18 protein-coding genes are annotated in these 26,421 nt (G+C 73.0%); 8 read left to right on the top strand and 10 right to left on the bottom strand.

The window, feature by feature from the left end; genetic code table 11:
- Window positions 1-12: 12 nt before the first annotated feature.
- Window positions 13-1,113, bottom strand: a complete 1,101-nt coding sequence (locus tag NAEX_RS17400; RefSeq protein ID WP_096328608.1) for a 6-phosphofructokinase — start codon at window positions 1,111-1,113, stop codon at window positions 13-15.
- Window positions 1,114-1,120: 7 nt separating this feature from the next.
- Window positions 1,121-2,152, bottom strand: coding sequence for an aspartate-semialdehyde dehydrogenase (locus NAEX_RS17395; RefSeq protein WP_096328607.1), 1,032 nt, complete (start codon window positions 2,150-2,152; stop codon window positions 1,121-1,123).
- Between the two features lie 194 nt (window positions 2,153-2,346).
- Between NAEX_RS17395 and NAEX_RS17390 the strand changes: the two genes are divergently transcribed.
- The 3 genes from NAEX_RS17390 (at window position 2,347) to NAEX_RS17380 (ending at window position 8,226) form a co-directional block, all read left to right on the top strand.
- A complete protein-coding gene (locus tag NAEX_RS17390; protein WP_170135795.1) occupies window positions 2,347-6,768 on the top strand; it encodes a serine/threonine-protein kinase in 4,422 nt (1,473 codons plus the stop codon).
- A gap of 28 nt (window positions 6,769-6,796) precedes the next feature.
- Window positions 6,797-7,309 carry a GNAT family N-acetyltransferase gene (locus NAEX_RS17385; protein ID WP_211302423.1) on the top strand — a complete coding sequence of 171 codons (513 nt, stop codon included), beginning with the start codon at window positions 6,797-6,799 and terminating at the stop codon, window positions 7,307-7,309.
- Window positions 7,310-7,383: 74 nt separating this feature from the next.
- Complete coding sequence (locus tag NAEX_RS17380) at window positions 7,384-8,226, top strand: hypothetical protein (RefSeq protein ID WP_096328605.1); 843 nt, start codon at window positions 7,384-7,386, stop codon at window positions 8,224-8,226.
- Window positions 8,227-8,233: 7 nt separating this feature from the next.
- On the opposite strand, the gene NAEX_RS50350 is transcribed toward NAEX_RS17380, so the two are convergent.
- Window positions 8,234-9,169, bottom strand: a complete 936-nt coding sequence (locus tag NAEX_RS50350; RefSeq protein ID WP_170135794.1) for an MBL fold metallo-hydrolase — start codon at window positions 9,167-9,169, stop codon at window positions 8,234-8,236.
- A gap of 580 nt (window positions 9,170-9,749) precedes the next feature.
- Between NAEX_RS50350 and NAEX_RS17370 the strand changes: the two genes are divergently transcribed.
- Both NAEX_RS17370 and NAEX_RS17365 read left to right on the top strand, forming a co-directional pair.
- A complete protein-coding gene (locus NAEX_RS17370) occupies window positions 9,750-10,823 on the top strand; it encodes an ADP-ribosylglycohydrolase family protein (RefSeq protein WP_096328603.1) in 1,074 nt (357 codons plus the stop codon).
- A gap of 230 nt (window positions 10,824-11,053) precedes the next feature.
- Window positions 11,054-11,488 carry a hypothetical protein gene (locus NAEX_RS17365; protein WP_211302422.1) on the top strand — a complete coding sequence of 145 codons (435 nt, stop codon included), beginning with the start codon at window positions 11,054-11,056 and terminating at the stop codon, window positions 11,486-11,488.
- A 92-nt stretch (window positions 11,489-11,580) separates the two neighbouring features.
- Here NAEX_RS17365 and NAEX_RS17360 read toward each other — a convergent pair whose 3' ends face one another.
- The 4 genes from NAEX_RS17360 to NAEX_RS17345 all read right to left on the bottom strand — a co-directional run bounded on the left by NAEX_RS17360 (window position 11,581) and on the right by NAEX_RS17345 (window position 18,246).
- Complete coding sequence (locus NAEX_RS17360) at window positions 11,581-12,945, bottom strand: sensor histidine kinase (protein ID WP_096328602.1); 1,365 nt, start codon at window positions 12,943-12,945, stop codon at window positions 11,581-11,583.
- Window positions 12,942-13,607, bottom strand: coding sequence for a response regulator transcription factor (locus tag NAEX_RS17355; RefSeq protein WP_096328601.1), 666 nt, complete (start codon window positions 13,605-13,607; stop codon window positions 12,942-12,944). Before NAEX_RS17355 ends, NAEX_RS17360 begins: the two co-directional genes overlap by 4 nt.
- Before the next feature lie 38 nt (window positions 13,608-13,645).
- Complete coding sequence (locus NAEX_RS17350) at window positions 13,646-16,738, bottom strand: efflux RND transporter permease subunit (RefSeq protein ID WP_096328600.1); 3,093 nt, start codon at window positions 16,736-16,738, stop codon at window positions 13,646-13,648.
- Window positions 16,739-16,821: 83 nt separating this feature from the next.
- Complete coding sequence (locus NAEX_RS17345) at window positions 16,822-18,246, bottom strand: HTTM domain-containing protein (RefSeq protein WP_096328599.1); 1,425 nt, start codon at window positions 18,244-18,246, stop codon at window positions 16,822-16,824.
- Window positions 18,247-18,941: 695 nt separating this feature from the next.
- Between NAEX_RS17345 and NAEX_RS50345 the strand changes: the two genes are divergently transcribed.
- Window positions 18,942-19,352, top strand: a complete 411-nt coding sequence (locus NAEX_RS50345) for a tetratricopeptide repeat protein (RefSeq protein WP_096328598.1) — start codon at window positions 18,942-18,944, stop codon at window positions 19,350-19,352.
- Between the two features lie 40 nt (window positions 19,353-19,392).
- Here NAEX_RS50345 and NAEX_RS17335 read toward each other — a convergent pair whose 3' ends face one another.
- Complete coding sequence (locus tag NAEX_RS17335; RefSeq protein WP_096328597.1) at window positions 19,393-20,847, bottom strand: pyridoxal phosphate-dependent decarboxylase family protein; 1,455 nt, start codon at window positions 20,845-20,847, stop codon at window positions 19,393-19,395.
- A 282-nt stretch (window positions 20,848-21,129) separates the two neighbouring features.
- Between NAEX_RS17335 and NAEX_RS17330 the strand changes: the two genes are divergently transcribed.
- A complete protein-coding gene (locus tag NAEX_RS17330; protein ID WP_096328596.1) occupies window positions 21,130-22,242 on the top strand; it encodes a TauD/TfdA family dioxygenase in 1,113 nt (370 codons plus the stop codon).
- Here the strand turns inward: NAEX_RS17330 and NAEX_RS17325 are convergent.
- Entirely contained in the window at window positions 22,212-23,675 is a 1,464-nt protein-coding gene (locus tag NAEX_RS17325) for a pyridoxal phosphate-dependent decarboxylase family protein (protein WP_096328595.1), read from the bottom strand. The genes NAEX_RS17330 and NAEX_RS17325 overlap by 31 nt on opposite strands.
- Before the next feature lie 2 nt (window positions 23,676-23,677).
- Window positions 23,678-25,003 (bottom strand): MFS transporter, encoded by a 1,326-nt coding sequence (locus NAEX_RS17320; protein WP_096328594.1) that lies wholly within the window; start codon window positions 25,001-25,003, stop codon window positions 23,678-23,680.
- Window positions 25,004-25,060: 57 nt separating this feature from the next.
- Between NAEX_RS17320 and omp85 the strand changes: the two genes are divergently transcribed.
- Window positions 25,061-26,419, top strand: coding sequence for an Omp85 family outer membrane protein (omp85, locus tag NAEX_RS17315; protein WP_096328593.1), 1,359 nt, complete (start codon window positions 25,061-25,063; stop codon window positions 26,417-26,419).
- Window positions 26,420-26,421 lie beyond the last annotated feature (2 nt).

Below are 26,421 nucleotides of genomic sequence, written 5' to 3'. Positions count from 1 at the left end.
GCGGGCGAGCGCTCAGGCGTCGCCGAAACTGATGCCAAGGCCGCGGGCGTGGGCGACGAGCTGGCCTTGCGGGTCGACGGCCCGCATCTTCTTGACGGCGAGCTCGAGCGGCACGGTGCGGATGTCGGGCGGCTGCGACGAGACGAGCACGCTCCGCTCGCCCCGCAAGGCGGCCTCCACGGCCTCGACGCCGAGGCGGCTGGCGAGCAGGCGATCGTAGGCGGTCGGCGTGCCGCCGCGCTGGATGTGACCCAGCGCGGTGACGCGGAGCTCGAGCTCGGGGACGATGGCGGCGATCTCCTCGGCCACGCGCTGGCCGGCGCCGCCGAGGATCGTCGACGGGCCGAGGCGGCCGGAGGCGACCGGCCGCTGCGTGACCTCGCCGCCGACGCAGGTGCAGCCCTCGGCGACGACGACGAGGGCGAAGTGACGGCCGCCGGCGAGGGTGCGCTGGAGGTCGCGGGCGACGTGGGCCGGGGTGTAGGGGAGCTCGGGGATCAGGATGACGTCGGCGCCGCCGGCGATCCCGCTGTGGAGGGCGATCCACCCGGCGTGGCGGCCCATGACCTCGAGGATCATCGTGCGGTCGTGCGACTCGGCGGTGGTGCGCAGGCGGTCGAGCGCGTCGGTCACGACCTGCACGGCGGTCCCGAAGCCGAACGTCTCGACGGTCGCGTCGAGGTCGTTGTCGATCGTCTTCGGCACGCCGATCACCGCCAGGCCGCGGCGCTCCAGCTCGAGCGAGATCGCCTGCGAGCCGTCGCCGCCGACGTTGATCAGCACGTCGATGCCGAGCTCGCGGGCCCGCGCGAGCAGCTCGTCGCCGCGGTCGCGCGGGAGGCCGTCGGGGTCGCGCCAGGCGAACGGGCTGCAGCGGTTGGTGGTGCCGAGCACGGTGCCGCCGCGGCCGAGGATCGGCGCGACCTCGACGGGGGTCAGCGCGCGCACGGTGGCACCTGTCCCTTCGAGCAGGCCGTTGAGGCCGTCCTCGACGCCGAGCACCTCGAGGCCGGCGGCGTGGGCCCGCAGGACGACGGCGCGGATCACCGCGTTGAGGCCGGGGCAGTCGCCGCCGCCGGTCGCGATCGCCAGCTTGCGCGGAGGTGTCGTCATCTGTCTTTCAAGGCAGGTTGCCGGGGGCCTGCAGGGTGGGGTCGACGGCGGGGAACCAGCGGGCGGCGATCCGCACCGCGTTGGTGGCGGCGCCGAGGCGGAGGTTGTCGGCGGCGACGGTGAAGCAGACGGTGGTCGGGTCGTGCGGGACGACGCGGACGCGGCCGACCAGGGCCAGGTCGCGCTCGTGCACGCAGGCGAGCGCGGACAGGCCGGCGCCGTCGGCCGTGGGGACGACGCGGAGGAAGGCGCCCTCGGCCCAGGCGGAGGCGACGGCGTCGAGGGTGACGGGCCGCTCGCAGGTCAGCCAGACCTGCTCGTAGTGGCCGACGGCGACGGCGACGCGGCAGGCCTGGGCGGAGATCGGCAGGTCGGGGAAGCCGAGGATCTTGCTGCTCTCGGTCATGAGCTTGCGCTCCTCGGCCGAGAAGCCGGTGTCGTCGGTCTTGCCGTTGTGCGGGACGGTGTTGCCTGCGTACCCCGAGGGCGAGAAGGCGGCACCCAGGCGGTTCTGCGCGGCGTAGCCGACCTGGGCGTCGAGCAGGAACTGGTCGAGGGCCGCGATGCCGGCCCCGCTGATCGCCTGATACGTGCTGACGGCGAGGCCGCGGATGCCGACGTGGCGCCGCAACGGGGCGAGCGCGAGCGTCAGCGGGATGGTGGTGCAGTTGGGGTTGGCGACCAGCCGGACCTCTTCGCCGACCAGGCCGTCGTTGACGCCGGCGGCCACCAGCGGGACCGCAGGGTCGCCGCGGTAGGCGTTGCTCTTGTCGATGACGCGGTAGCCGAGGTCCAGGAGCCGCGGGACGTAGCGGGCGCTGTGCTCGTCGTCGAGCGCGACGAACGCCAGCTCGCCGCCGGCGGCGTCGACCGCGTCGAGGTGGTGCGCCGCCTTGACCTCGAAGCGGCGGCCGTCGACCTCGAGCTCCTGGTCGCGGCTGGCGTAGAGGGCGAGCTGCGCGCCCGGCCAGGCGCGTGGGATGAGGTGGAGCAGCTCGCGGCCGACGAGGCCGGTGGCGCCGAGGATGCAGACCCGCATTGTGCGCGGGAGTGTAACACGGGTCGCCCGCTCGCGCGCGGCCCGCGGGAATCGGCCCGGCGAGGCCGTGCGGACGGTCGTCGGACAGGTGACGCGAAAGACATGTCGTAAAGGACATGTCATGGGCGCCCGCCCGGCGCCCGCCCAGCGGCTTCGACTTTCGGGGGGTCGCGCGTGGCGGGCATACTCGCCGGGTGAGCGAGCGGGTCAGCGACACCGCCGAGGCCCGCCTGGCCGCGGGAGAGCCGTCGCGGATCAGCCAGGCCGATACGCTGACGAGCGAGGGCTCGGCGAAGCCGGGCCACGCGACGCACGACGAGCTGCCCGCCGACATCCGCCTCGGTCGCTTCACGCTGCTGCGCGTGCTCGGCCGCGGCGGCATGGGCGTGGTCTACACCGCCTACGACGAGCTGCTCGACCGCATCGTCGCCATCAAGATGGTCCGCAGCGACCGCGACGACGACAACCTGCTGGCGCGAGTGCTGCGCGAGGCCAAGGCGCTGGCCAAGCTGTCGCACCCCAACGTGGTCCAGATCCACGACGTCAGCGAGAGCGACGGCCAGGTCTTCATCGCCATGGAGTACGTCGACGGGCCGACGCTGCGCGCGTGGATCGAGGCGCGGCGCGAGGCCGGGGCGCGCTGGCACGAGCTGCTGCCGGCGCTGCTCGAGGCCGGCCGCGGGCTGCAGGCGGCGCACTCGGCCGGGCTGGTCCACCGCGACTTCAAGCCCGACAACGTGCTGGTCGGCGCCGACGGCCGCGCGCGCGTGCTCGACTTCGGGCTGGTGGCGGCGCGCGGCGAGCCGCCGGCGCCGCGACCAGGGACGCCGCTCAGCAGCACCGAGCAGTTATTGACGCGCACGGGGGCGATCCTCGGCACGCCGGCGTACATGTCGCCCGAGCAGTGGCTGGGCCGCCAGGCCGACGCGCGCTCCGATCAGTACAGCTTCTGCGCGGCGGTCTACGAGGCGCTGCACGGGGTGCGGCCGTTCTCCGGCGGGCACGCGACCGAGGTGCTGGCGGCCATCTCGCACGCGCGGCTCGAGTCGAGCCCGCGCGCGCCGGCGGTCCCGGCCCCGATCACCGCGGCGCTGCGGCGCGGCCTGTCCTTTCGGCCAGAAGCGCGGTTCCCCGACATGGCGGCGCTGCTGGCCGCGCTCGACCACGACCCGGGGGCGACGCGGCGGCGCCGGCTCCGGGTCGCCGCGGTCGCGCTGGTGACGGCGGTGATCGTGATCGCGGCGGTGCTGCTGGCGCAAGGGCTGCAGCAGCGCTGGCGCCGCGAGCAGCGCGAGGAGGACGCCGCGGCGGCGCTGGCCGAGCTCGAGGCGCGGATCGCCGAGGCGCGGGCGGACCACGACCGGGCGGCGGCCGAGCGGCTGCTGGCCGGCTTCCTCGAGGAGCCCGTCCACAAGGACACGCGGGCGATCGCCCGCGCATGGCTGGCCGAGGCGGGCCGCCGCGGCGAGGACGGCGACCCGCGGGCGGCGATCTCGGCGCTGGCGCGCGCGTACACGCTGGCACATGACCCGAAGGACAGCCGCGAGGCGCTGCTCGGGCTGGTCGCGCTGTTCCGCGCCGAGCTGGCGTGGGACGGGCTGGCGCAGGTGCTGGCGCTGCTCGACCAGCGCCACCCGGAGGCGGCGACCGACCTGACGCTGGCGCCGGTGCGCGGCGAGGTGGCGCTCGCCCGCCGCGACTTCGCCGAGGCGGCGCGCCGGCTGGTCGGGCCCAGGCGCGCGCTGGCAGCCGCGCTGACGCCGGCCCACCGCACCGGGTACGCCGACGTGAACCAGGTCTACGGGCGCGTGGGCGACGAGGTGTGGCTGCTCGCGCAGGGGCTCGACGCGCCGGTGCTGCACGCGGCGACCGCCGACGCAGCGCTGACGCCGACGTGGAAGCACGCGTTCCCGGCCGGGACGGTCCGCGTCGAGGTGGTCGACCCGCTCGCCGGCCGCGCGATCGCCCGGGAGGAGGACGGGCTGGCGCTGTACGCCGCGAAGGCGGGCGGCGGGCTCGAGCGGATCTTCACCTGGCCCGACGCGCAGATGTTCGCGGCGGCCGCGGCCGACCTCGACGGCGACGGCGCTCGCGAGCTGTACGTCGGGACAGGCACTTCGTGCCAGATCGTGGCGATCGTCCCCGACGGCGCCGGCGGGTTCGCCCGGCGGGTGGTGTACGACGTCGGCGACAGCGTCGAGTCGGTGGTGGGCTCGATGCTGGTCACCGACCTCGACGGCGACGGCCGCGAGGAATTGGTGGCGGCGTTCGGCGGCTGGCGAGCGTACGACGTGCGCGTGCTCCGGCTGGCGCCGGGGACCGGCGAGCTGGTGGCGGTGGCCCGCGACAAGCTCGGCCAGGTCTTCGGGCTGGGAGCGCTGCGCTCGGCCGAGGGCGAGGCGCGGGTGGTCGCCGAGGTGTTCCACCGCGAGCCCAACCCGCTGGTGTTCCCGGCCGATCAACCGTACGGGGCGGCGCCGGGGACGTACCTGCTGGCGCTGACCGGCGACGGGCTCCACCGCCGCGCGCACGTGCCGTTCGTCCGCGGCCACGAGGGCGCGCAGGCCGACGGGGCCCACCATCAGCCGCTGGCCGGCGACGTCGACGGCGATGGGCGCGACGACTTCGTCAACCACTATGACGAGCGAGGGCAGCTCCACTCGGTGATCCAGCTGCAGGACGAGCGCGGCGGGTTCGTGCCGGCGGTGCTCGACGGGATCGAGGTGCTGCGGCTGGTGCAGCTCGACGAGGACCGCGGCGAGGAGCTGCTGGCGAAGGTCCACGCGCCGACCGGGGCGGTCGAGCTGTGGCTGCTCGGGGCGGGCGACGAGCGGCTGCCGCATCATCAACCTGTCTTCGAAGACATGGCCGATCGGTCCGGCGTGACGGACGCGGCGCTGCAGCGGGCGTTCGCCGGGGCCGACGACCTGCGCCGGCTGGGGCTGCTGGCCGAGGCGGCCGACGCGTACGAGGAGCTGGCGCGTCGCAGCCCGCCCGGCGAGCTGCGCGGCGGGGCGCTGCTCGACGCGGCGAGCCTGCGCGAGCGCCTGGGAGACGACGGGGCGGCGCTGGCGCTGTACCGCGCGGCGGGCGACGAGGCGGAGGCGACGGCGGCGCTGCAGGGGGCGTTCCGCTCGCACCTGCGCCTCGGCGAGTACGACCGGGCGCTGCGCGCGCTCGAGTCGCTGAGGGCCCGGCCGGGGCTGGCGCCGGGCGAAGCGGCGGACCTGCTCGCGCAGCGCGAGCGGCTGGTGCGAGCGACCTACGAGCACCCGCCGATCGACATCGGGTTCGACCGGCCGCTGGCGCCGGCGTGGACGGTCGGCGACCCGCTGGCGCTGCGCCGGCGACCGCTCGAGCAGGCGCTCGAGGTCCGCACGGCCAGCGCTGGGGTGCTGGCCGAGCTGCCGCTCGAGTGGGACGGCGAGACGATCGACCTGAGCTTCGACTTCACGGTCGAGCACAGCGAGTGGAGCGCGAGCCTGGTGCTCGAGCTGGTAGCCGAGGCGGAGCCGGACCGGCCGGTGCTGCGGCTCGGGGTGATGACCCACGGGACCAGCCGCGGCGGGCTGCCGACGCTGCGCGAGTACCAGTGTCAGGCCGACGGGCGGGTGTTCTACGTCAATCACTCGCCGGCGCTGCTGCCGACGGATCCGGCAGTGCGCTCGCGGGCGCGGCTGCGGGCGTTCGCGGTCGCGCCGCTGGGCGAGATCGGCTGCGCGCTGACCGACCGCGAGCGCGACGAGTCGCGGACGCTGCGGGAGCGCCTGGCGACGCGGCTCGGGCCGCCGGGGCGCTATCGGCTGGTCTTGCGGGCAGGTGGTGACGTGCCGGCGTGGTTGTCGGCGCAGGTGCATCACCTCGCGATCCGCGGGGCGCGGATCGTCGAGCCGGCGGAGATCGATCGACGCCGCGCGGCGGTGCTGGCGGCGGCGGTCGAGGGCGACGCGGGGGCGACGCTGGCGGCCCTGGCCGAGGCCGGGCCGGCGGGGCCGCGCGAGCAGGCGCTGCAGGCGTGGCTGCTGATCCGCACCGGCCGCGCCGATGTGGCGGCGCCGCTATGGCAGGCGCTGCTGGACAACGACGATGCGGCGGCCCGCGGGGCGCTGCACACGCTGCTGCGCGGACACCACGCGGAGGTCGGACCTGTCCTGAGGGCCATGTCGGAGCCGCGCTACCTCGACGTGCTGGCGGAGGCGTGGCGCAACACGGCGGTCAATCACCTCGCAGACCTGCGGGTGGCGCCTGGCTTTTTGGACATGTTGTCGGGGCTGGTGGCGGAGCGCCTGGCGCCCGCCGGCAGCGGCGCAACGGCGATGCTCCGCGCGGCCGACCTGCTGACCTGGCGCGCTCGCCTGCAACGCCGCGCGGGCCGGCCGACGGCGGCGCGCGACGACCTCTCCCGCGCGCTCGAGCTGTGCCGCCGCGGCGACCAGGCAGTGTCGCTGCGCGCGAGCATGCTGCTGCTCGAGCTGGCGTCGCTGGCGGCGGAGGACGGCGACCGCCAGGCCGCGGCCGAGCACGTCGAGGCCGCGCGGGCGGCGGCGAACATGCCGCTGCTGGTCGACGACATCGTCCGCGCCCGACCCGAGCTGGCCGCGCTCGCCGGACCGTGAGGGGCTAAAGTAGCCTGTCCGGAAAGACATGAACATGAATTGCCGGATCCGCCCCGCTCACCCGGCCGAGATCGAGACGATCCGCGGCATCGAACGCGCCTCGGCCCGTCGCTTCGTCGGCGTCATCGACGAGCTCGTGGACGATGAGCCCTCGCCGGCGGCCGTACTGGCGGCGCGCATGGCGGGCGGCGGGCTTTGGGTCGCCGAGTGCGAGGGCGCTCCGGTCGCGTTCGTGATGTTCCGTCCCGTCGAGGACGGCCTCTATATCGAGCAGATCGACGTCCTGCCGGCCTTCGAGCGCCGGCGGATCGGGGCGGCGCTGCTGGACGCGGCCGCCGAGCGGGCGCGGGCGGCCGGTTTGGCTCGTCTGACGCTCTCGACGTTCCGCGACGTGCTGTGGAACGCGCCGTACTACCGCCGCCTGGGGTTCGTCGACATCGCCGACGAGGCGCTCACCGCCGGGCTGGCGCAGATCCGTCAAGAGCACGTGGCTCGCGGGCTCGACGAGAGCCGGCGGACCTTCATGGCCCGGCCGCTCTGATCGACGCGGCCTTCGGGTCGCGTCGCCCGTCCGCGGCTCGTGCCCGGCGATGACGTCGGGTATGCTGGCAGCCTATGCGCTTACGCCTGGTTTGGATCGTGATGCCGCTGATCGGGCTCGGGCTGGCGATCTTCTTCGCCGGCGGGCTGCCGTCGACCGCCGACGGCTCGACGACCGAGGGGGCGGGACCGCGAGCGGACGGCGAGTCGCGCGCGGACAACGGCACCATGACGGAGGCGGGGGAGGCGTCGACTACTGTATTGAATCGGCGGCTGGCGGGCTTCACCGAGGGGCTCGTCGAGCTGCTGTCGCAGGTGCCGCAGCCGCCGAGCCACGAGCAGGCGCAGGCGGCGGCGCAGGTGATCGCGCTGTTCAACGAGTTCGACCTCGACGCCGCGGCGGGCCTGTTCGAAAAGCCGTCGATCGGCCACGAAGAATGGGTGCAGTGGTTGCGAGCGCGGGTGGGCGAGTGCGGGGCCGGCGAGCCGATGCTGGTGAAGGACGAGGCGGTGCGGTACCGCTACGAGTGCGAGCACGGACAGCTCGAGGCGCAGTTCTCGCTGTCGCCGGAGACCGGCAAGATCCCCGGCCTCCTGATGGCCGCGCGGGGCGTCGAGCTCGCCGAGCCGGTGCGCGAGGCGGCGGAGACGGTGATGCGGCTGTACGATCAATGGGACCCGGCGCTGTTTCGCCGCAGCTTCAGCGAGAAGTTCGAGGAGGAGAAGATCCGCCGGTTCCTGCTCGACGTGCGCTCGAAGCACGGCGACTGCTCGCTCGGCGAGCCCGACCTCGTCAGCGTGCGCGGGGCGTTCATTCACCTGCAGTGCGAGCGGTCGGTGCGGCTGATGAAGATCGAGCTGATGCAGGAGGACGACCGGATCAAGATCCTGTCGATCCGCGACCCGCGGCCGAACTGACGCCGGCTCAGGGCGGGTCGACGGGCAGGCCGCGGTTCGGCGCGAGGATCGAGCGGACGAAGCCGGCGCGGGAGATCTCCCCGCCCGAGCCGAGGTCGGCGATGTCGGGCCCGAGCTCGGCGTAGACGGCGGCGGCGAGCGCCCGCGGGTCGCGAGTGGCGAGCCGCTCGGCGGCCTCGTGGATCCGCTCGGCCTCGCGGTCGATCCAGTCGGCCATGTCCGAAAGGACACGTGCGCCGTCGGGCTTGATCCGGCCGTGCGTCGGCAGCACGACGAGGTCGGGAGCGCGGGCGGCGACGCGGCGCAGCGAGGCGACCATGTCGTCGGCGGCCGACTCGAACCAGCCCTCGAGCGGGCGCGAGGTGTAGAGGTCGCCGGTGAGCGCGTAGCTGGCGGCGCCGTCGCGGGCGACGAAGGTGATGTGGTGCGGGGTGTGGCCGGGGGTGAGGACGGCCTCGAGCGCGACGGAGCTGTCCTCGAAGACAGCTCCTGGATCGTAGGGCTCGACGGGGCCGCTGGGCTCGGGGTGGCCCCAGTAGACGGCGCGGTACTCGGGGATCCGCGCGGTCGTGGTGACGATCGGGACGTGCTGGCGCGGGACGTACACCGGCAGGTCGCCGAAGGCGCGGCGGATCGCGGCGATGTTGCCGACGTGATCTTCGTGCTGGTGGGTGCAGACGATCCGCCGCGGCGGTCGCTCGCGCAGGAGGGCGAGCAGCTCCGCCGTCGCGACCGTGCCGCCGGCGTCGATCAGAGTGTCGCCCAGGCGGTAGACCGAGTGCTGACTGCGACCGGTCGGGGTGCCGAAGGCGAACGACAGCCGCTCGAAGGGTCCGTGTCGGGTGCGCTCGACCTCCACGCGCCCGCGGTTGTAACACGGAGGGCCGCGCGGCCGGCCGCGGGTACACGCGACGACCGTCACGCTGCGGTGCGGAAGTCGCAAGGCGCGCAGATGTGTGGCGGGGGTGCGGCGAGATCCGTGAGGCCTGGGGTCGTCGTGCGCTCGATGCCGGCCTGCGCCAACAGCAGCGAGCCCTGCGCTCCCATGTCTCGCCGTGACGTGGCGGCTCCGGGCCGAACATGCCTCCGAGGTGGCCGGCACCCGCACAGGTCGCGGAGATCGAGAGGTCACGGAGATCGGGAGGTCGCGGACTTCGCGAGATCGCGGGCTTCGCGAGATCGCGGGCTTGGCGAGGTCGCGACTTCGAGAGGTCGCGGGCTGTAGCGAGGTCGCCGACGCGTGCGGAGGGGCACGCGACAGGTTGTGCGCGCGAGGGCGGCGCGGGGGACGAATTGACGAGAGGCGTGCGCGACGAATTGTCAGCGGGCCCGAGCGGTGCGTGGATCCGACGCGCGGGGGGAATGGTGCGGCGTGCCGGCGGGAGGCCGAGGACGGGGCGGGGCGGCGAGTGACACGATGTCTCGCGCCGAGCCGGAGCAGCGGGTCACGGTGACGTCTTGTCGCCGGCCGAGCGCGCGAGGTGCTGGCCCGCGGATTGCTGTGGGGCGGGCCGGAGGTGCGCATGGAGTTGAGAGACGCGATCGTCGGTTGCTTGCTCGGCGGTGCGGTGGGGGACGCGATCGGCCTGCCGTGGGAAGGACTGACGCGAGCGCGGATCGGCGCGGCGGTCGGGGCGGCGCCGCTGCGGCACGCGCTGATCGGCGCGCGCGGGATGATCAGCGACGACACCGAGCACGCGTGCATGACCGGGCAGGCGCTGCTGGCCGCGCCCGACGACTCCCGCGCGTTCGCCCGCTCGCTCGCGTGGCGGCTGCGCGGGTGGCTGCTCGGCCTGCCCGCGAGCGTCGGCTGGGGCACGCTGCGGGCGCTGGTGCGGCTGTGGCTCGGGTGGTCGCCGGAGCGCAGCGGCATCGACTCGGCCGGCAACGGGCCGGCGATGCGGGCTGCGATCCTCGGCGTGTGCGTGGGCGACGATCCGGTGCGGCTCGAGGCGTTCGTGGCCCGCTCGACGCGGATGACCCACGCCGATCCGCGGGCGCTGGCGGGGGCGCTGGCGGTCGCGCGCGCGGCGGCGGCGATCGTGTACGACTGCGCGGCCGAGGAGCCGGCGGAGTTACTGGCGGCGCTGGCCGAGGCGACCGACGACGGCGAGCTGGCGACGGCGCTGACGTTGGCGGCGGCGCACCTGCGGCGCGGCGAGTCGGCCGAGACATTTGCCTGCGCTTTGGGACAAGTTCAGGGCGTGTCGGGCTACATCCACCACACCGTGCCGGTGGCGCTGTACTGCTGGGCCAGCGCGCCGCACGACGTCGGCGCGGCGGTCGAGCTGGCGGTGCGCCTCGGCGGCGACACCGATACGGTGGCGGCGATCGCCGGCGGGCTGGCGGGCGCAACCGGCGGTCCGAGGTCGATCCCGGCGCCGTGGCTGACGGGCCTTCACGAGGCGCCGCGCTCGGTCGCGTGGATCACCCGGCTCGGCGACCGCCTGGCCCGCTGCTTCGGCCAGCGCCCGGCCCGCAGCGACGAGGGCCCGCTGCCGATCTCCTGGCCGGCCCTGCTGCTGCGCAACCTGAAGTTCACGGCGATCGTGCTGGCCCACGGGATCGGCCGCGTGCTGCGACCGCGCGTGGGGTGAGGGCGGCTCGAGGGCATGTTGGACATGTTTTTAAACATGTCCTCGGGAACACGTAGGAATGGTGCGGCTCGCCGGGTCGCTGTCGTCGACCGGTGCTCGGAGGCGCAGGGCCAGTGCGGGCGGGTCGCCGGTGGCGCGAAGGGCGCGGCCCCTTTTTTGAAATTTTTGAGGGTTGATGTCGATCGGGCCGGTCCGGCTTCGACGTGGAGGTGACGGACAGGAGAACGGGCATGGAAAACCACGGAATGTCACGAATCACCAGGTCGGGCCCGCTCGCGGCGGTGTTGCGGCGCGTCGGGCCGGTGCTGGCCGGGCTGGTGGCCACGGTGGTGCTGTCGGTGGCGACCGACGCGTTCATGCACGCGAGCGGGATCTTCCCGCCGCTCGGGCAGCCGATGCGCGACGCGCTGTTCCTGCTGGCGCTGGCCTACCGCTCGGCCTTCGGGGTGGTCGGCGGGTTCGTGACGGGCCGGCTGGCCCGTCGCCGGCCGATGCGCCACGTGGCGGTGCTGGCGACCATCGGGGTGGTGCTCAGCGCGCTGGGGGCGATCGCCACCTGGGACGCCGGACCGGAATTCGGGCCGAAGTGGTACCCGCTCGCGGTCCTGATCACCGCGTTTCCGACGACCTGGTGGGGCGGCCTGCTCGGCGCTCGCCGCGAGTGAGACATTGATCTTCCGCGGATGACCGAGAGGGCATGTTCCAAGGGACATTCCCGAAGGAGCATGCCCTGAGGGACATGCCTCTTGAAAAAACTTCACGAGGCGCGCTGGAGCGTGACGACGAAGACGGCGCCGGGGCCGTCGTCGGCGGCGACGACCACGGAGCCGCCGTAGGCGTGGGCGATCTCGCGGGCGATCGTGAGGCCGAGGCCGGTGCCGCCGTCGTTGGCGCCGCGCTCGCGGGTGCCGCGATAAAATGCCTCGAAGATCTGCTCGCGCTCGGACGGGGGGACGCCGGGGCCCTCGTCGCGCACGCGCAGCTCGACGCGGGCGGGGCCCGGGCGGCAGCGGACGCTGACCGTGCCGCCCGGCGGGGTGTGGCGGACGGCGTTCTCGAGCAGGTTGCGGAGCAGCCGCACGAGGTCGTGGGCGCGGCCGACGACGAGGGCGCCGGGGCCGTCCCATTCGATGGTGACGCCCTTGGCGGCGCTCTCGTGGCTGACCATGGCGATCGCTTCGCGGCCGAGCTCGGCGATGTCGACCGGCTCGCCGACCTCGTCGCCGGCGGCGCCCATGCGGGCCACGGCCAGCAGGTCCTCGGTGAGGCGGCGCAGGCGCGAGGTGCTCTCGAGCGCCTCGCGGATGGCCCGCTCGTACTCGCTGGCGTCGCGCGAGCGGCGGAGCGCGTGCGACAGCTCGCCGTAGAGGGTGGTGAGCGGCGAGCGCAGCTCGTGGGCGGCGTTGGCGACGAAGCGCTGCTGCAGGCCGAGCAGGAGGCCGAGGCGCTCGATCATCGCGTCGATGTCGCGGGCGAGCTGGACGATCTCGCGGTCGCCGTGCTGGAGGTCGATGCGGGCGGCGAGGTCGCCGGCGGCGACGCGGCGGGCGACCTCGGCGATCGTGCGGTGGTCGCGGGTGAGGCGGTGGACGACGGCGAGGGCGACGAGGACGGTCCACACCAGGGCGACGGCGAAGCCGGTGCCCATGGCGCGCTCGAGGAAGCGGGCGTCGCCGTCGAGGTCGGCGCGCGGAGCGGCGAGCAGCAGCGAGCTGCCGGCGTGCGAGGGCAGGTCGACGTGGACGGCGCGCAGGTGCTCGTGCGCCGACCACAGGTCGAAGCAGGTGCCGTCGGGCGGGGGCAGCTCGGACAGCGGCGGCGGGTCGCGCTGCCACGAGGGGGTCTGGGCGATGATGCGGTCGCCGGGGCCGTAGATGACGGCGTACTTGGTGAGCGGGCCGACGTCGTTGGCGAACGGGCCGGGGCGGTTGGAGATGGCGAGCTCGTCGCCGCCGAGCTTGTCGGCCTCGGCGGCCTCCTCGCGGGCCTCACGGACGAGGGCGAGGTCGAGCTGGTGCTCCTGGCTGGCGTTGACGGCGAGGGTGACGGCGATCGACGCGGCGCCGAGCGTGACCAGGGTGATGGCCGAGGTCGCGACGACGTAGCGGACGCGGAGGCTCATGGCGGATCGCGCCGCAGACGGTAGCCCTTGCCGCGCACGGTGTCGATCATCCACGCGTGGTCGCCGAGCTTGTCACGCAGCCGGCTGATCTGGACGTCGATGAGGTTCGAGCCGGGGTCGAAGTGCGTGGCCCACACCTGGGTCAGCAGCTCCGAGCGGGCGACCACGCGGCCCTCCTGGCCGGCCAGGCACAGCAGCAGCGCGTACTCGCGGCCGGTCAGGTCGACCGGCTTGCCCTCGAGGGTGACGACGCGGCGCAGCCGATCGATCTCGAGGACGCCGACCTGCAGCCGGCCGAAGCCCTGGGTGCGCCGCAGCAGCGCGCCGATCCGCGCCAGCAGCTCGTCGATCTCGAACGGCTTGACGACGTAGTCGTCGGCCCCGGCCTCGAGCCCGAGCACGCGCTCCGAGACCTCGCCGCGCGCGGTCAGCATGATGATCGGCGCGACCGAGCCGGCCCGCCGCAGCTCGCGGCAGACGGCCAGGCCGTCGATGTCCGGCAGCATCCAGTCGAGCAGGATGACGTCGTACTCGACCGAGCGAGCCTGGCGCACCGCGTCGGCGCCGTGGGTGCACTGGTCGGTGACCCAGCCCTCCTCGGAGAGGACGCGGGCGATGAACAGCGCCACCTTGACGTCGTCCTCGACGATGAGCGCCTTCATCGGTCTGGAAGCATACACGCCGGTCTTTTGTTCTGACATTACAGGTGCGTCATGTTCTCGCCGGCCCGGCGCTCGCGGCGAAGCACGAGCCGCAGCAGCGCGGGCAGCAGGAAGAGGGTGAGGATCGTCGAGGCGCCGATACCGAACACGACCGTCGTCGCCAGCGGCCTCTGCACTTCGGAGCCGGCGCCGGTGGCGAGGGCCATCGGCAAGAAGCCCAGCGCCGCGACCGCGCCGGTGGTGAGGACGGCCCGCATCGTGTGCGAGGAGCCCTTGAGCAGCGCCTCGTCGAAGCGGTGGCCCTCGTCGAGCGCGGCGCGGACCTCGGAGGCGAGGACGACGCCGTTGAGGACGGCGACGCCGGCGAGGGCGATGAAGCCGACGGCCGCGGGGATGCTGAAGGACATGTCGCGGAGGATGAGGCCGGCGAGCCCGCCGATCAGGGCGAACGGGACCAGCGCGAACACGGCGGCGGCGTAGCGGACGTCGCGGAAGTTCCAGAGCAGCATGCCGAAGATCAGCGTCAGGCAGATCGGCACGACCACGGCGAGGCGCTGGCTGGCGCGCTGGAAGTTCTCGAACTGACCGCTCCAGGTGATTTTGTACGGCGGCGTCAGCGGCACGTTCTGCTCGACGGCCACCATCGCGTCGCCCACCCACGAGACGAGGTCGCGGCCGCGCAGGTTGACCTCGACGCGGACGACGCGGACGCGGTCCTGACGGCGGATCTGCGCCGGACCCTCGGTCTCCTCGATCGACGCGACCTCGGACAGCGGCACGCGGTGGCCGTCGACGGTCTCGACGAACAGGTCGCCGAGCGCCTCGGGCCGGGGCTCGCGCGGCGGCACCAGCAGGCGGGCGTCGAAGCGGCGCTGGCCCTCGTAGACCAGGCCGATCGGCAGGCCGACGCGCGCGGCCTCGACGGCGAGCAGGGCGTCCTCGAGGGCGACGCCGTAGCGGGCCAGGCGGGCGCGGTCGGGCTTGACGGTCAGCTCGGGCATGCCGAGCACCTGCTCGACGCGGAGGTCGCCGGTGCCCTCGACCGGGCGGATGGCGGCGGCGATCGAGTCGGCGATCCGCTTGAGCTCGAGCAGGTCGGGCCCCAGCACCATGATCTGGATGTCGGCGCGCGAGCCGGAGATGATCTCGTTGTTGCGGTCCTCGATCGGCTGCGAGATCGACACGAAGGTGCTCGGGACCTGCGACTCGATCTTGTCCTTGAACACGACGCTGAGCGCGTCGAGGTCGTGGGCGGTGACCCACTCCTCCTTGGGCTTCAGCGGGACGACGATGTCGGTCTTGTCCTTGCCGGCGGGGTCGATCGCGACCTCGGCGCGGCCGGTGAACGCGAGCGTGCCCTCGACCTCGGGGAAGCCGAGCAGGATCTTCTGCACCTCGAGGTCGAGCCGCTTGGCCTCGGTGAGGTTGATCGACGGCGGCCGCCGCAGGCTGACCACCATGTCGCCCTCGTCGATGCGCGGGACGAAGTCGGCGCCCTTGCCGGCGAAGACCCCGCCGGTGATGACGAGGGCGGCGGCGGCCCCGGCGAGCAGCGGCCAGCGCATCTTCAGCGCCCACGGCAAGGCGCGCTCGTAGCCGCGGGTGAGGACGCGCAGCCAGCCGCTGGTGCCGTGCTTGGCCGGCGGGACGAACAGCGCCAGCAGGGCCGGCAGGAACGCGACCGAGTAGACCAGCGCGCCGAACAGCGCGAACGCCATGGTGGTGGCCATCGGCTTGAACAGCCGGCCCTCGACGCCCTCGAGGCTGAGCAGCGGGATGTACACCAGCATGATGATCGCCACCGCGAAGGCGACCGGGCGGACCACGCGGGCGAGCGCGGCGGCGTAGGCGTCGGCGCGCTCGCGCGAGGTCAGCTGCTGGCCGGCGAAGGCGGCGATCAACGCCTCGAGCAAGACGATCGGGCCGTCGACGAGGAAGCCGAAGTCGATCGCGCCGAGCGACATCAGGTCGCCGGCGACCCCGGCCCAGTGCATGCCGAACAGCGCCACCGACATCGAGGCCGGGATGCCGAGCACGCACACGAGCGCGCCGCGGACGCTGCCGAGCAGGACGATCAGCACGAGGAACACCACCGCGGCGCCCTCGAGGATGTTCTTCACCACCGTCGACAGGGTGCGCTCGACGAACTCGGCGCGGTCGTACACCGCCTCGATGACGACGCCGGCCGGCAGCTCGGCCTGGACCTCGGCGACGCGGTCCTTGACGGCGTAGATGACGTCGCGGCTGTTCGAGCCGAGCAGCATCATGATGACGCCGGCGACCGCCTCGTCCTCGCCCATGTAGGTGACGATGCCGTGGCGCAGGGCGGCGCCGTCGCGCACGGTGGCGACGTGCTTGACGAGCACCGGGGTGCCGTCGGGCGCGACCTTGAGGACGACGCTCTCGAGGTCCTCGACGCCGGTGTAGGTGCCGACGGCGCGCAGGGTGAAGGACTCGGCGGTGCGGTCGATGTAGCCGCCGGAGACGATCGCGCTGGCCGAGGACAGCGTCTCGCTGAGCTCGCGCAGGGTGAGGCCGTAGGCGGCCAGGCGGTCGGGCTGGACGATCACCTGGTACTGCTTGAGCTCGCCGCCCTGGGTGTTGACCTCGATGACGCCGGGCACGCCGCGCAGGCGCGGCACGATCTCCCAGTCGAGCAGCGTCCGCAGCTGCTTGCGCGAGTGCACCGGCGAGCGGACCACGAACTGATAGATCTCTCCGAGGCCGGTGCTGAGCGGGGCGATCTGCGGCGTCGGCACGCTCTCGGGCAGGTCGCCGCGCGCCTGCAGCATGCGCTCGAACACCAGCTGGCGCGCGAACCACGGGTCGGTGCCGTCGCGGAACACCACCGTGATCGCGCTGAGGTCGGCGCGGGAGACCGAGCGCAGCTCCTCGAGCCCGGGCACGCCGTTGAGCGCGTTCTCCATCGGGAACGTCACGTTGCGCTCGACCTCCGGCGCCGACAGGCCCGGCGCCTCGGTCAGCACGCTGACCTGGATGGTCGAGATGTCGGGCAGCGCGTCGATCGGCAGGTTGCGGGCCGCGAGGCCGCCGCCGACCAGGAGCGTGAGCAGGAGACCCAGCATCAGCAGGCGGAGCTGGATCGATTGATGAATGAGCCAACCGAGCATCGGGGCGAGACGCGGACGAGGCTGTTCGTCCGCGTAGCCCAGCGATTAGCCGCGACGGCGTTTTCGGGTCGATTAACCGCGGATTACATCTCTGACAGGCGCGCCTGGGCCGCGGGCTCGAGCGGCGCTTCGGGGCGGATCCACGATGCGGGAAGCAGGCTTCGCTCGACCTTCATGAGGTCGACGTCGGGGTCGATGAGGAACTGGGGCTCGCGGCCGTTGAGCGAGACGGGGGCGAGGACGCGGATCTCGACATCGGGGACGCCCTCGGCGCGCAGTTGCTCGCCGAGGTGATGCGCGAGCTGCAGGATCATCTCCGGCCGACCTGTCATTTCGGACAGCTGCCACTTCTTGACCTTGCCGCGCAGGTCGATCCGCCACGACTCGCCGGTCGACGGGTCGGTCGCGTGGAAGGACACGGTGCCGGCCTTGTCGCGCAGCTTCATGCGCCACGAGAACTTGTGGCCCTCCTCGGTCCACGCGACGTCGCCGGGGTAGAGCCAGTGCCGCAGCGGGAACAGCAGCTGCCAGGCGGTGTAGACGCCGAGGAACGCGAGCAGGCACTTCTGCGCGCCGGTCGCCCGCGTCGGCAGCGGCAGCGGCGGCGGGGTCGGCCTGGGCTCGGCGGCCGGGAGGCGCAGCAGTCGGCCGAGGAAGTCGCGGAAGCGCCGCGGCCAGTCGGGCGGGAAGTACATCAACGTCGCCGCCGCCATCACCCACGGGAAGATGCCGATGGTGAAGATGTTGCCGTTGATGAAGTGGAACACGAGCGCCGCGACGAACGCGTACGGCCGGGTCCGCCGCCACAACATCGCCGGGACGATCAGCAGGTCGAACAGCAGGCCGCCGTAGCTGAAGAAGTAGACGACCCACTCCTTCGTCATCAGCGGGCCGATGAGCGGCCGGTCGGCCCGCTCGGCCAGCCACATGCGCATCGGCTCGCCGCGCAGCCAGTCGTGGTTGATCTTGGCCAGGCCGCCGAAGAAGTAGGGGATGCCGATCTGCAGCTGCACCAGCCGCAGCGCCCACGCGGGTACGGTGTCGCTGCGCAGCTTGGGCCGCAGCCAGGCGTCGACCGAGAAGGCCCGGTGCGCCGGCACGAAGATCATGATGAAGGCGATCAGGCACAGCAGATAGATGTGGTTCAGGTACCGCGCCTGCTCGAGCAGGAACATGTAGCTGAAGCCGAGGAAGAACACCGCGGCGGCGAAGCGGTAACACAGGCCGATGGTGACGCACAGCGCGGCCAGGCCGATCACGCCGAAGTGGACGTACATCCAGTCGCCCGGCCACGGCTGGACCCATTCGAAGCCGTAGTAGGTGAAGTGGATCGGCGGGTCGATGTAGTAGCGCTCGATCCGCGGGATGTAGCGCAGGACCTCGACCATCATCAGCACGCCGAACGCGACGCGGAAGCAGACCAGCGAGGCGATGTCGACCGGACCGAACAGCCGCGCCCACAGCGGCGGGCGTGGAGCAGGAGGCTCGTGGTGTTGGCGATCTTCCATGTCCGTTGCGATAGCGCCGATCCCCAGCGTTAGAATGTTCGTTGGGCCACACCCTCGGCGGCCGCCACGCTCGCCCGCACGGACACAGTTTTATCAGCTCTCCGCGGCCGCGTGCGTCGACTTGCGTCGACGACATGCTGTGGGCGGCGTGGTCACCCGCGGCGAACCTTCGCGATGTGACGCGCGGGTGACGAGGGGCAGGAGAAATCATCGTTCGGCCGGTGTTCGCCGTGCTGGTGCTCGTGGTGGACGCCACACCGCGCGCGGGCGAGCGCGGGCCGGGGTGGATGTCACATGGCTTTTGAGACATGTTCCTCCGGGGGGCCCCGGGGCGGCTCCAGGCGGGTCGTCTGGGATCGAGGGACGGCGAGATCGGTTCCCTGGTAGGAGCGCCTGTGCCGGCGCGCGCTCCTCCCCGGCTCGATGCTGATGTTGTCCTCGGTTGTCGCGGTCCGTCGTCGGCGCCGGAGCCGCCGGCGCCGACCGCACCTGCGACGCCCTCCGACGCGCGCTCGCCGGTCGCAGCCGCCTTCGTCGTCTACACGCTCGACGACGACGGCGAGCCGAGCAAGTGGCGTGCCCTACACACGAACCGATGCACGGGGGACGGCGCGGGCGCGGCGAGTCCGCGGGCTTCTGCACGACAGACGAGCGCGATGACGTCCCGTGGGAGCTGCCGGCCGACTTCGAGGCTGATGCGCGCGAGCGCGGCCAGCGTGGCGAGCGAGGCCCGCGCGCCGGGCTGGTCGCCGCTGCCGCTGCGCTGGCCGACGCCGACAGCGCTGCCGTTTCCGTCGCTGGCGCCGCGCGACCAGGGCTTCAAGGACCGGCGCGGCGGCCGTGATCGGGGCAACCGCTGCTTCGCCCACTTCAAAACCGGTCCGGACGACGCCGCCGAGGCCGCGTGCATGCAGGGCCTCGCGGTCGCGACCGACGACGTCGTCCGCGGCGCCATCTACCACTCGCTGGGCCGGATCGCCGAGGAGCGCGGCAACGACGAGGCGGCCGCGATCTACTACCGCACCTCGCTGGCGCTGCGCGACGACGAAGCGACGGCCGAGCGGTTCGCCCGCGCGCTGCGGTCTCCTGCCGCGCGTGAACATTGATGTCTTAGGGGACATGCTTTGAGGGGCATGTCCTCAAGTTTCAATCGCCTGACGCCAGCGCCTCGCGGCCGCAGGCGTCGACGAGCTCGAGCGTCGCGTCGACGTCCGCGATCGTCGTGGCCGGGTTGATGAACAGCAGGCGGAAGCAGTTCGGCCCGCCGTCGACCGGCTGAAAGCCGAGCATCGCCTCGCCGCGGCGCAGCATGGCGGCCTTGAGCCGCGGGGCCAGGGCGTGCAGCGTCGCGTCGACCTCGGGGGTGCGGCCGGCGAAGGGCCGCAGGTCCGGGGGGATCCACCAAAAACACACGTTGACCCACGAGGGCGGGGCGGCCAGGTAAAACCGCGGGTCGCCGGCGATCCGCGCGGCGCAGTGGTCGGCGAGGCCGACGGCGTGGTCGATGCGCGCGGCGAAGCCGGCCTCGCCGCGGAACTTCCAGACGAGCCAGGCCTTGAGCGCGTCGACCCGCCGGGCGCACTGAAAGGTGGCGTCGCCGCTGTCGAGCTCGGCGTGCGGCTTGTCGGGCTGGAACAGGTAGCTGGCGCCGGTGGCGAACGCGGCCCGCAAGGCACCTGTCCCTCGGACCAGGAAGGCTGCGCACTGCTGGGTGACCCCGAGCATCTTATGGAGGTTCCACGCCAGCGAGTCGGCCCGGGCGACGCCGGCCATGAGCTGCGCCTGCCCCGAGGAGAACAGCGCCGAGGCGCCGAAGCTGCCGTCGACGTGCAGCCACAGGCGGTGGCGCTCGGCGAGATCGGCGAGCGCGGGCAACGGGTCGAAGCCGCCGAGCACGGTGGTGCCGGCGGTGGCGCCGACGAAGAACGGCCGCTGCCCGCGAGCGAGGGCGGCGTCGATGGCGGCGGCCAGAGCGTCGGGGCGCATGCGGCCGCGCTCGTCGCATGCGACTTTGATCAGAGCACGCCGGCCGAGGCCGAGCAGCACGACCGATTTTTCGAAGGAGTAGTGGGCGTGCGTCGAGGCGAAGGCGACCAGCGGGACGCCGTCGTGCCCGCGCTCGCGCGCCTCGGGGTCGACCCGCAGGCGCGCGAGCTGCAGCGCGTAGAGGTTGGAGACCGAGCCGCCGGGCACGAACACGCCCTCGTGCGCGGGCCAGCCGGCCAGCGCGGCCAGGCGCGCCAGCACCTCGCGCTCGATCAGGGTGAACACCGGCGCGGCCTCGTAGGTGGCCATGGTGGTGTTGAGCGCGGCGCCGAGAAAATCACCGACGACGGCGACCGGGTCGGCGCCGGCGAAGTTCTGGTTGAAGAAGCGCGGGTGCAGCGTCCGCACCGAGCGGGCGATGACCGCCTCGATCGCCCGCGTCAGGGTCGTGAGATCGAGCGGTGCGTCACCTGGCCCGAGAGACAGGGGAGCGCCGATGGCGGCGAAGGCGTCGGCGTGGGCCTCGGGGCCCGCGAGGTCGGTGATCCGGACGTCGCGCTGGTCGGCCCGCCGCAGGAGATCGAGGATCGGTCGCACGAGCGCGTCGAGGTCCACGCGAGGCACTTTTGCGGGCGAGGCCGGCGCGGTCAAGCGCGGCCCCGGCCCCACGAGCGCCATGCTGCTGGCATGCACGTCATCGTGAGGTCCTCCTCCTGTTCGCTGGCACGGCCTGCAGCCACGCGGCGAGGTCGGGGTCGACGGCGACACCGGGGCGGTGATCGTCGACGAGGACGAGGGCGCGGGCGATCGAGCCCCGGCGGCCTCCCGTGAAGCGCCGTCAGGGCCGCGAATTCGGGGCTTGACGGGGTTATCCATTTTGCTGAAGACTGTTTCAGAATGACAGATGCACTCCGGGACGCGGTCGAGCTCCACGGCGATTGGCTGCGCGTGCCGCTGGGCGGCGGGCACACCGCGGACTTTCACTACCGCTGGCTGCGCCACAACTGCGACCGCGAGCGTCACCCGCACACGCGCGAGCGGACGCGCTGCTCGTCCGAGCTGCCCGACGACGTGCGCCCGCGGGTGGCGGCGCTGGCCGGCGACGCGCTGCTGGTGGTGTGGGAGCCCGACGGGCACGAGAGCCTGTACCCGCTGGCGTGGCTCGACGCGCACGCCTACGCGCGCGACCGCGTCGACGTACCGCCGCCGGCCGCCGATCTGGCCGCGCTCGAGGTGTCCGCCGTCGACCTCCCGCTCGGGCCCCGGATCGCCGCGGCGCTGGCCCGCGTGCGCGAGCGCGGCGCGGCCGTCGTGCGACATGACCCTTCGGACAGCACGCCCCCCGAGGCGCAGACCGAGGCGCTCGTGACCGCCTTCGAGGCCGCGGGGCTGCGCGCGGTGGCGACTCACTTCGGGCGCATCGAGGACCTGCGCACCGACAACACCACCAACCAGAACACCGACCAGCTCGGCTACACCGACGCGCCGATCCACCTCCACACCGACCAGCCGTTCCTCGACCGCCCGCCGCGCTACCAGGTGCTGCAGTGCATCCGCGCGGCCGACCAGGGCGGCGACAACCTGCTGGCCGACGCTCGCGCGGCCTTCCGTCACCTCGAGGCCCACGACGCCCGCGCCGCCGACCTGCTGGCGACCGTGCCGGTCCGCTTCGACCGCAAGCAGCAGAACTTCGCCCGCGTGGTCGACTCGCCGATCGTCGCCCGCCGCGGCGACCACGACTTCCTCGTCCGCTGCTCCTACTTCACGCTCGCGCCGCACCGCCTGCCGTTCGCGCAGATGAGCGAGTTCTACCGCGCGCACGACCGCTTCATCCGCCTGGTCCGCGACCCGCGGCACCACGTGCGGGTCGGGCTGCAGCCGGGCGACTGGCTGGTCTACGACAACCACCGCACGCTGCACGCGCGGACCGGCTTCACCGGCCCGCGCTGGCTACGGGGCATCTACTTCGATCCTGCCGATCATTCCGAAGCGGCCTCGGCATGCGTGTAGAGGTCGTTGACGAACGCGACGATCGCGGCCTCGCGGGCCGCCGGCGGCAGGGCGTCGAGCAGACCGTTGATGGTCGCCATCTTCTCGGGCAGGCGGCCGCCCTGGACCCCGGCGAGCGCGAGCGCCTGCATGAATGCCTCTTCGGACATGTTCGAAAAGTCCAGCGAGGCGGCGGCCTGCAGCAGCAGGCCGAGGCCCGGGTCGGGCGGGGCGCTGCGGACCTCGGCGACCGCCGCGCGCAGGTCGGCGAGGAAGCGGTCCTTGACCGCGAGGTGGCCGGCGCTGATCGTGAGGTGCAGGTTGGCCGGCGAGCCGAAGCCGGAGAACTGGGGCTGGATCAGCCAGCCGCGGGCCTTCATCGCGTCGGCGAGGGCGAACAGCGGGAACCCGGGCGCTTCCCCGGTGAAGGCGACCAGGCTCATCTCCGGCTCGCCGAGCACGCGCAGGCCGTCGATCTCGCGCAGCGCCCCCACGATCGCGCGCGTGGCCTCGAGTGTCCTTCGGGCCAGGTCGAGGTAGCCCTGATCGCCGACGGCGCGCAGCAGGGCCCACGCGGCCGCCAGCGGCCCGCCCGACTTGGTGCTCTGCACGGTGGGGTTCACCACCGTATAGCCGGTCCAGCCGGCGCAGGCGTACATCTGGTGCCGGCGCAGCGCCTTGTCGCGGTACACGATCACCGACGCGCCCTTCGGCGCGTACGCGTACTTGTGAAAATCCATCGACACCGACGTGACCCCGGGGACCGCCAGGTCGAACGCCGGGACCTTGGCGCCGAGGCGGCGGAAGTACGGCAGGAGGAACCCGCCGATGCAGCCGTCGACGTGGAACAGCAGCTCGTGCTGAAGTGCCAGCTGGCCGATCTCGGCGATCGGGTCGACCACCCCGTGGGCGTAGCTGGCGGCCGAGGCGGTGAGGAGGATCGTGTTCGGTGTGATCGCGGCCGCGATCGCGGCCACGTCGGCGCGGAAGCTGACCGGGTCGATCGCCGTCGGCACCAGCTTGACCCCGAGGTAGTGGGCCGCCTTGTGCAGCGCCGCGTGGGCGGTCGCCGGCACGATCATCTCCGGCGCCGTGATCTCGGGCCGGTGCTCGCGGGCCCACTCGCGCGCGGTCTTGACCGCGAGCATCAGGCTCTCGGTGCCGCCGCTGGTGAACGAGCCGGCCGCCTCGGGCCCGCCGCCGAGGTGCCGGACGGCGAAGCCGACGACCTCGTTCTCGAGCCGCAACAGGCTGGGGAAGGCCGTCGGGTCGAGGCCGTTGGTGGCGAGGAACAGGCGGTACGCCTCGGCCGCCAGCTCGCTCGCGGCGCGCTCGCCCGAGTCGTAGACGTAGGCGAAGGCGGCACCGCCTTCGGTCGGCAAGTCACCTGCACGCAATTCGGCGAGGGCGGTGAAGATCTGGTCGCGGGTCCATCCGGTCTCGGGCAGCTTCATGGTCAGGTCGCTCGGTTCCTGGCAGATTCGACGTGGTGAAACAGCAAGGGGAGACTGAGCAGGGCGCACACGGCCGGGACCACCGCGGTGGCCACGAGCACGCCGACGAGCGCCGCCTCGGGCTGGGTCACGAGCTCGCCGGCGCGCCGCTCGACGAACCCCGTCGCGGCGAGCACCTGGCTCACGAGCCATGCCCCGAGGGTCAGGCCGCCCTTCTCGCCGACGAACCACAGCCCGGTGAAGATGCCCTCGCGGCGCTGGCCGGTGGCGGCCGCGTCGTCGTCGATGAGGTCGGGCAGCATGGCGAACGGGAACACCTGCAGGCCGGCGAAGCCGACCCCGAGCAGCCCGACCTGCGCGGCCACCAGGGCCAGGCGGCCCGGAGCCGCGACGAGCAGGCTGAGCGCGAACGCGGCGAACACCGCCACCGCGAGGATGTAGCCGACGCGCTTGCCGAATCGCCGCGACACCGCCAGCCACAGCGGCATGGCGACGATCGCCGGGCCGACCAGCGACACGAACAGCGCCGTGACCGCCGCCTCGCCGCCGCGCAGCGTGTAGTGGCAGAAGTAGGGCACCGCGGCCAGGATGGCGCCGACGCCGATGTTCTGCACGGCGAAGCCGACCAGCAGCCGGCGGTACGGCCGATGCGACAGGGCCACGCGGATCTGCTCGCGCAACCCGCTCGTCTCGACCGGCGCGGGCAGCTGCGGTGCGTCGCGGGTGCCGAAGAAGGCGACCAGCATGGCGACCGCGGCGATGATCGCCAGCGCCACCGCCATGACCTGATAGCCGGCCGGGCCGCCGCTGTTGGCCTTGATCAGCATCGGCGCCAGCGCGCCGCCGGCGAGGATGCCGATCGGCAGGAAGGCCATGCGATGGGCGACGACCCGCGTGCGTTCGTGGTAATCGGCCGTCATCTCGGCCGGCATCGAGGCGTAGGGGATCTGGAACAGCGTGAAGGCGCCGGTGGCCCAGATGAAGGCCAGCAGCACCCACGCGAAGCTGAGCGACGGGTCGCCGACCGGGGCCGAGAACAGGGCGATGAAGCCCGGCGGCAGCAGCAGCGCGCCGGCCAGCAGGAACGGCCGGCGCCGGCCCCAGCGCGAGCGCGTGCGGTCGGACCAGGCGCCGACCAGCGGGTCGGTGGCGATGTCCCAGATCCGCGGCAGCAGGATCGCCAGGCCGGCGAGGCTGGCGGCCACGCCGAGCGTGTCGGTGAGGTAGAACAGCAGCAGCAGGCCCGGCACGGTGCTGAACAGCCCCGAGCCGATCGAGCCCGCGGCGTAGGCCAGGAGCAGGGAGCGCTTCAAGGGCGAGCTCGACACGCGCCGACCTTACCACAGCGAGCCCGCGCGTCACCTGTCTTCGGGGACATATATGCAATGTGCCTCCGCCGGCTGCCCGCGCTGCTGGCCGCGTTCGTCGCGTGCGCGACCCTGACGCACGCGCCGGTCGCCGAGGCGCGCAAGGAGCGGGTCAAAAAGCCGAAGAAGCCGAAAGGGCCGCCGAAGCCGGAGCGCATCGAGGTCGGCGCGCTGCCGGCCCTCAGCTACGACACCGACCTCGGGCTCGGCTTCGGCGTCATCGCCAGCGTGGCTCGCTTCTCGCCCGGCTATCGCCCCTACCGCTGGCGCCTCGAATTGCTGCTGTCGGCCAACGCCAAGCGCGCCCCGGGCAAGGGCATCGAGGTGCCGTTCCACGACGATTACCTCAACATGGACTTCCCCGGCCTCGCCGGCGATCGCCTGCGGATCACCGCCCGCGTCGGCTTCCGCAAGTTCGCGAACACCGGCTATTACGGGTTCGGCAACGACTCGGTGGCCACCGAGCCGTGGGAGGGCATCGACCCCGACCAGGACTTGATGGCCTATCAGGCCGCCCGTCGCCACCACCGCTTCGACCACATCTATCCGCTGCTGCTGTTCAACGCCCGCATCAAGGTGTGGGACCGCTCGACGGTATTGCAGCGGCGCCGCATCGAGGCGCTGGTCGGGCTCAACTCGACCTACAACATCGTCCGCCCGTACCCCGGCAGCCTGCTCGAGCAGGACATCGCCCTCAAGGCGACGGACACGCCCGACGGCGAGGCGCTGGGCAACCTGCTCCAGGGGACAGATCCGCACGCGCTCGTGGTCCTCAGCGCCGGCGCGCTGTTCGACACCCGCGACCACGAGTACACGCCGACCCGCGGGACCTTCACGGAGCTGACGGTGCGCGCCTCGCCGGGGGTCCAGCAGGGCCTGCGCTACGCCGCGTTCACGCTCAACAGCGCGTGGTACAAGTCGTTCATCGGCGAGTACCTGTCGTTCGCGGTCCGCGGGGTCGCCGACGTGATCGCCGGCGACGCGCCGTTCTACGAGCTGACGCGCTTCGGCGCGCTGATGCCCCGCGACGGCCCGGGCGGCGGCTGGTCGCTGCGCGGGGTGCCTCGCCAGCGCTACGCCGGCAAGATCAAGCTGATCCAGAACCTCGAGGTGCGCAGCATGTTCGTGAAGTTCACGATCAAGAACAACCACTTCGCCGTCGGCGCGGTCGCGTTCCTCGACGCCGCGCGGATCTGGGCCGACTTCGGGCGGACCGAGCTCGGCGGCCGGAGCATCGACGGCGGCAGCTTCAAGCTCGGCACCGGCGGCGGCCTGCGCGTGCGCTGGGGCGAGACCTTCCTGGTCCGCTTCGACGGCGCCTACTCGCCGACCGACAGGTCCCAGGGCTTCTACGTCGACGTCGGCCACGTGTTCTGAAG

The organism is Nannocystis exedens (assembly GCF_002343915.1).
In the GTDB taxonomy this organism is placed as follows: domain Bacteria; phylum Myxococcota_A; class Polyangia; order Nannocystales; family Nannocystaceae; genus Nannocystis; species Nannocystis exedens.
This window is presented reverse-complemented; position numbering and strand designations above follow the sequence as displayed.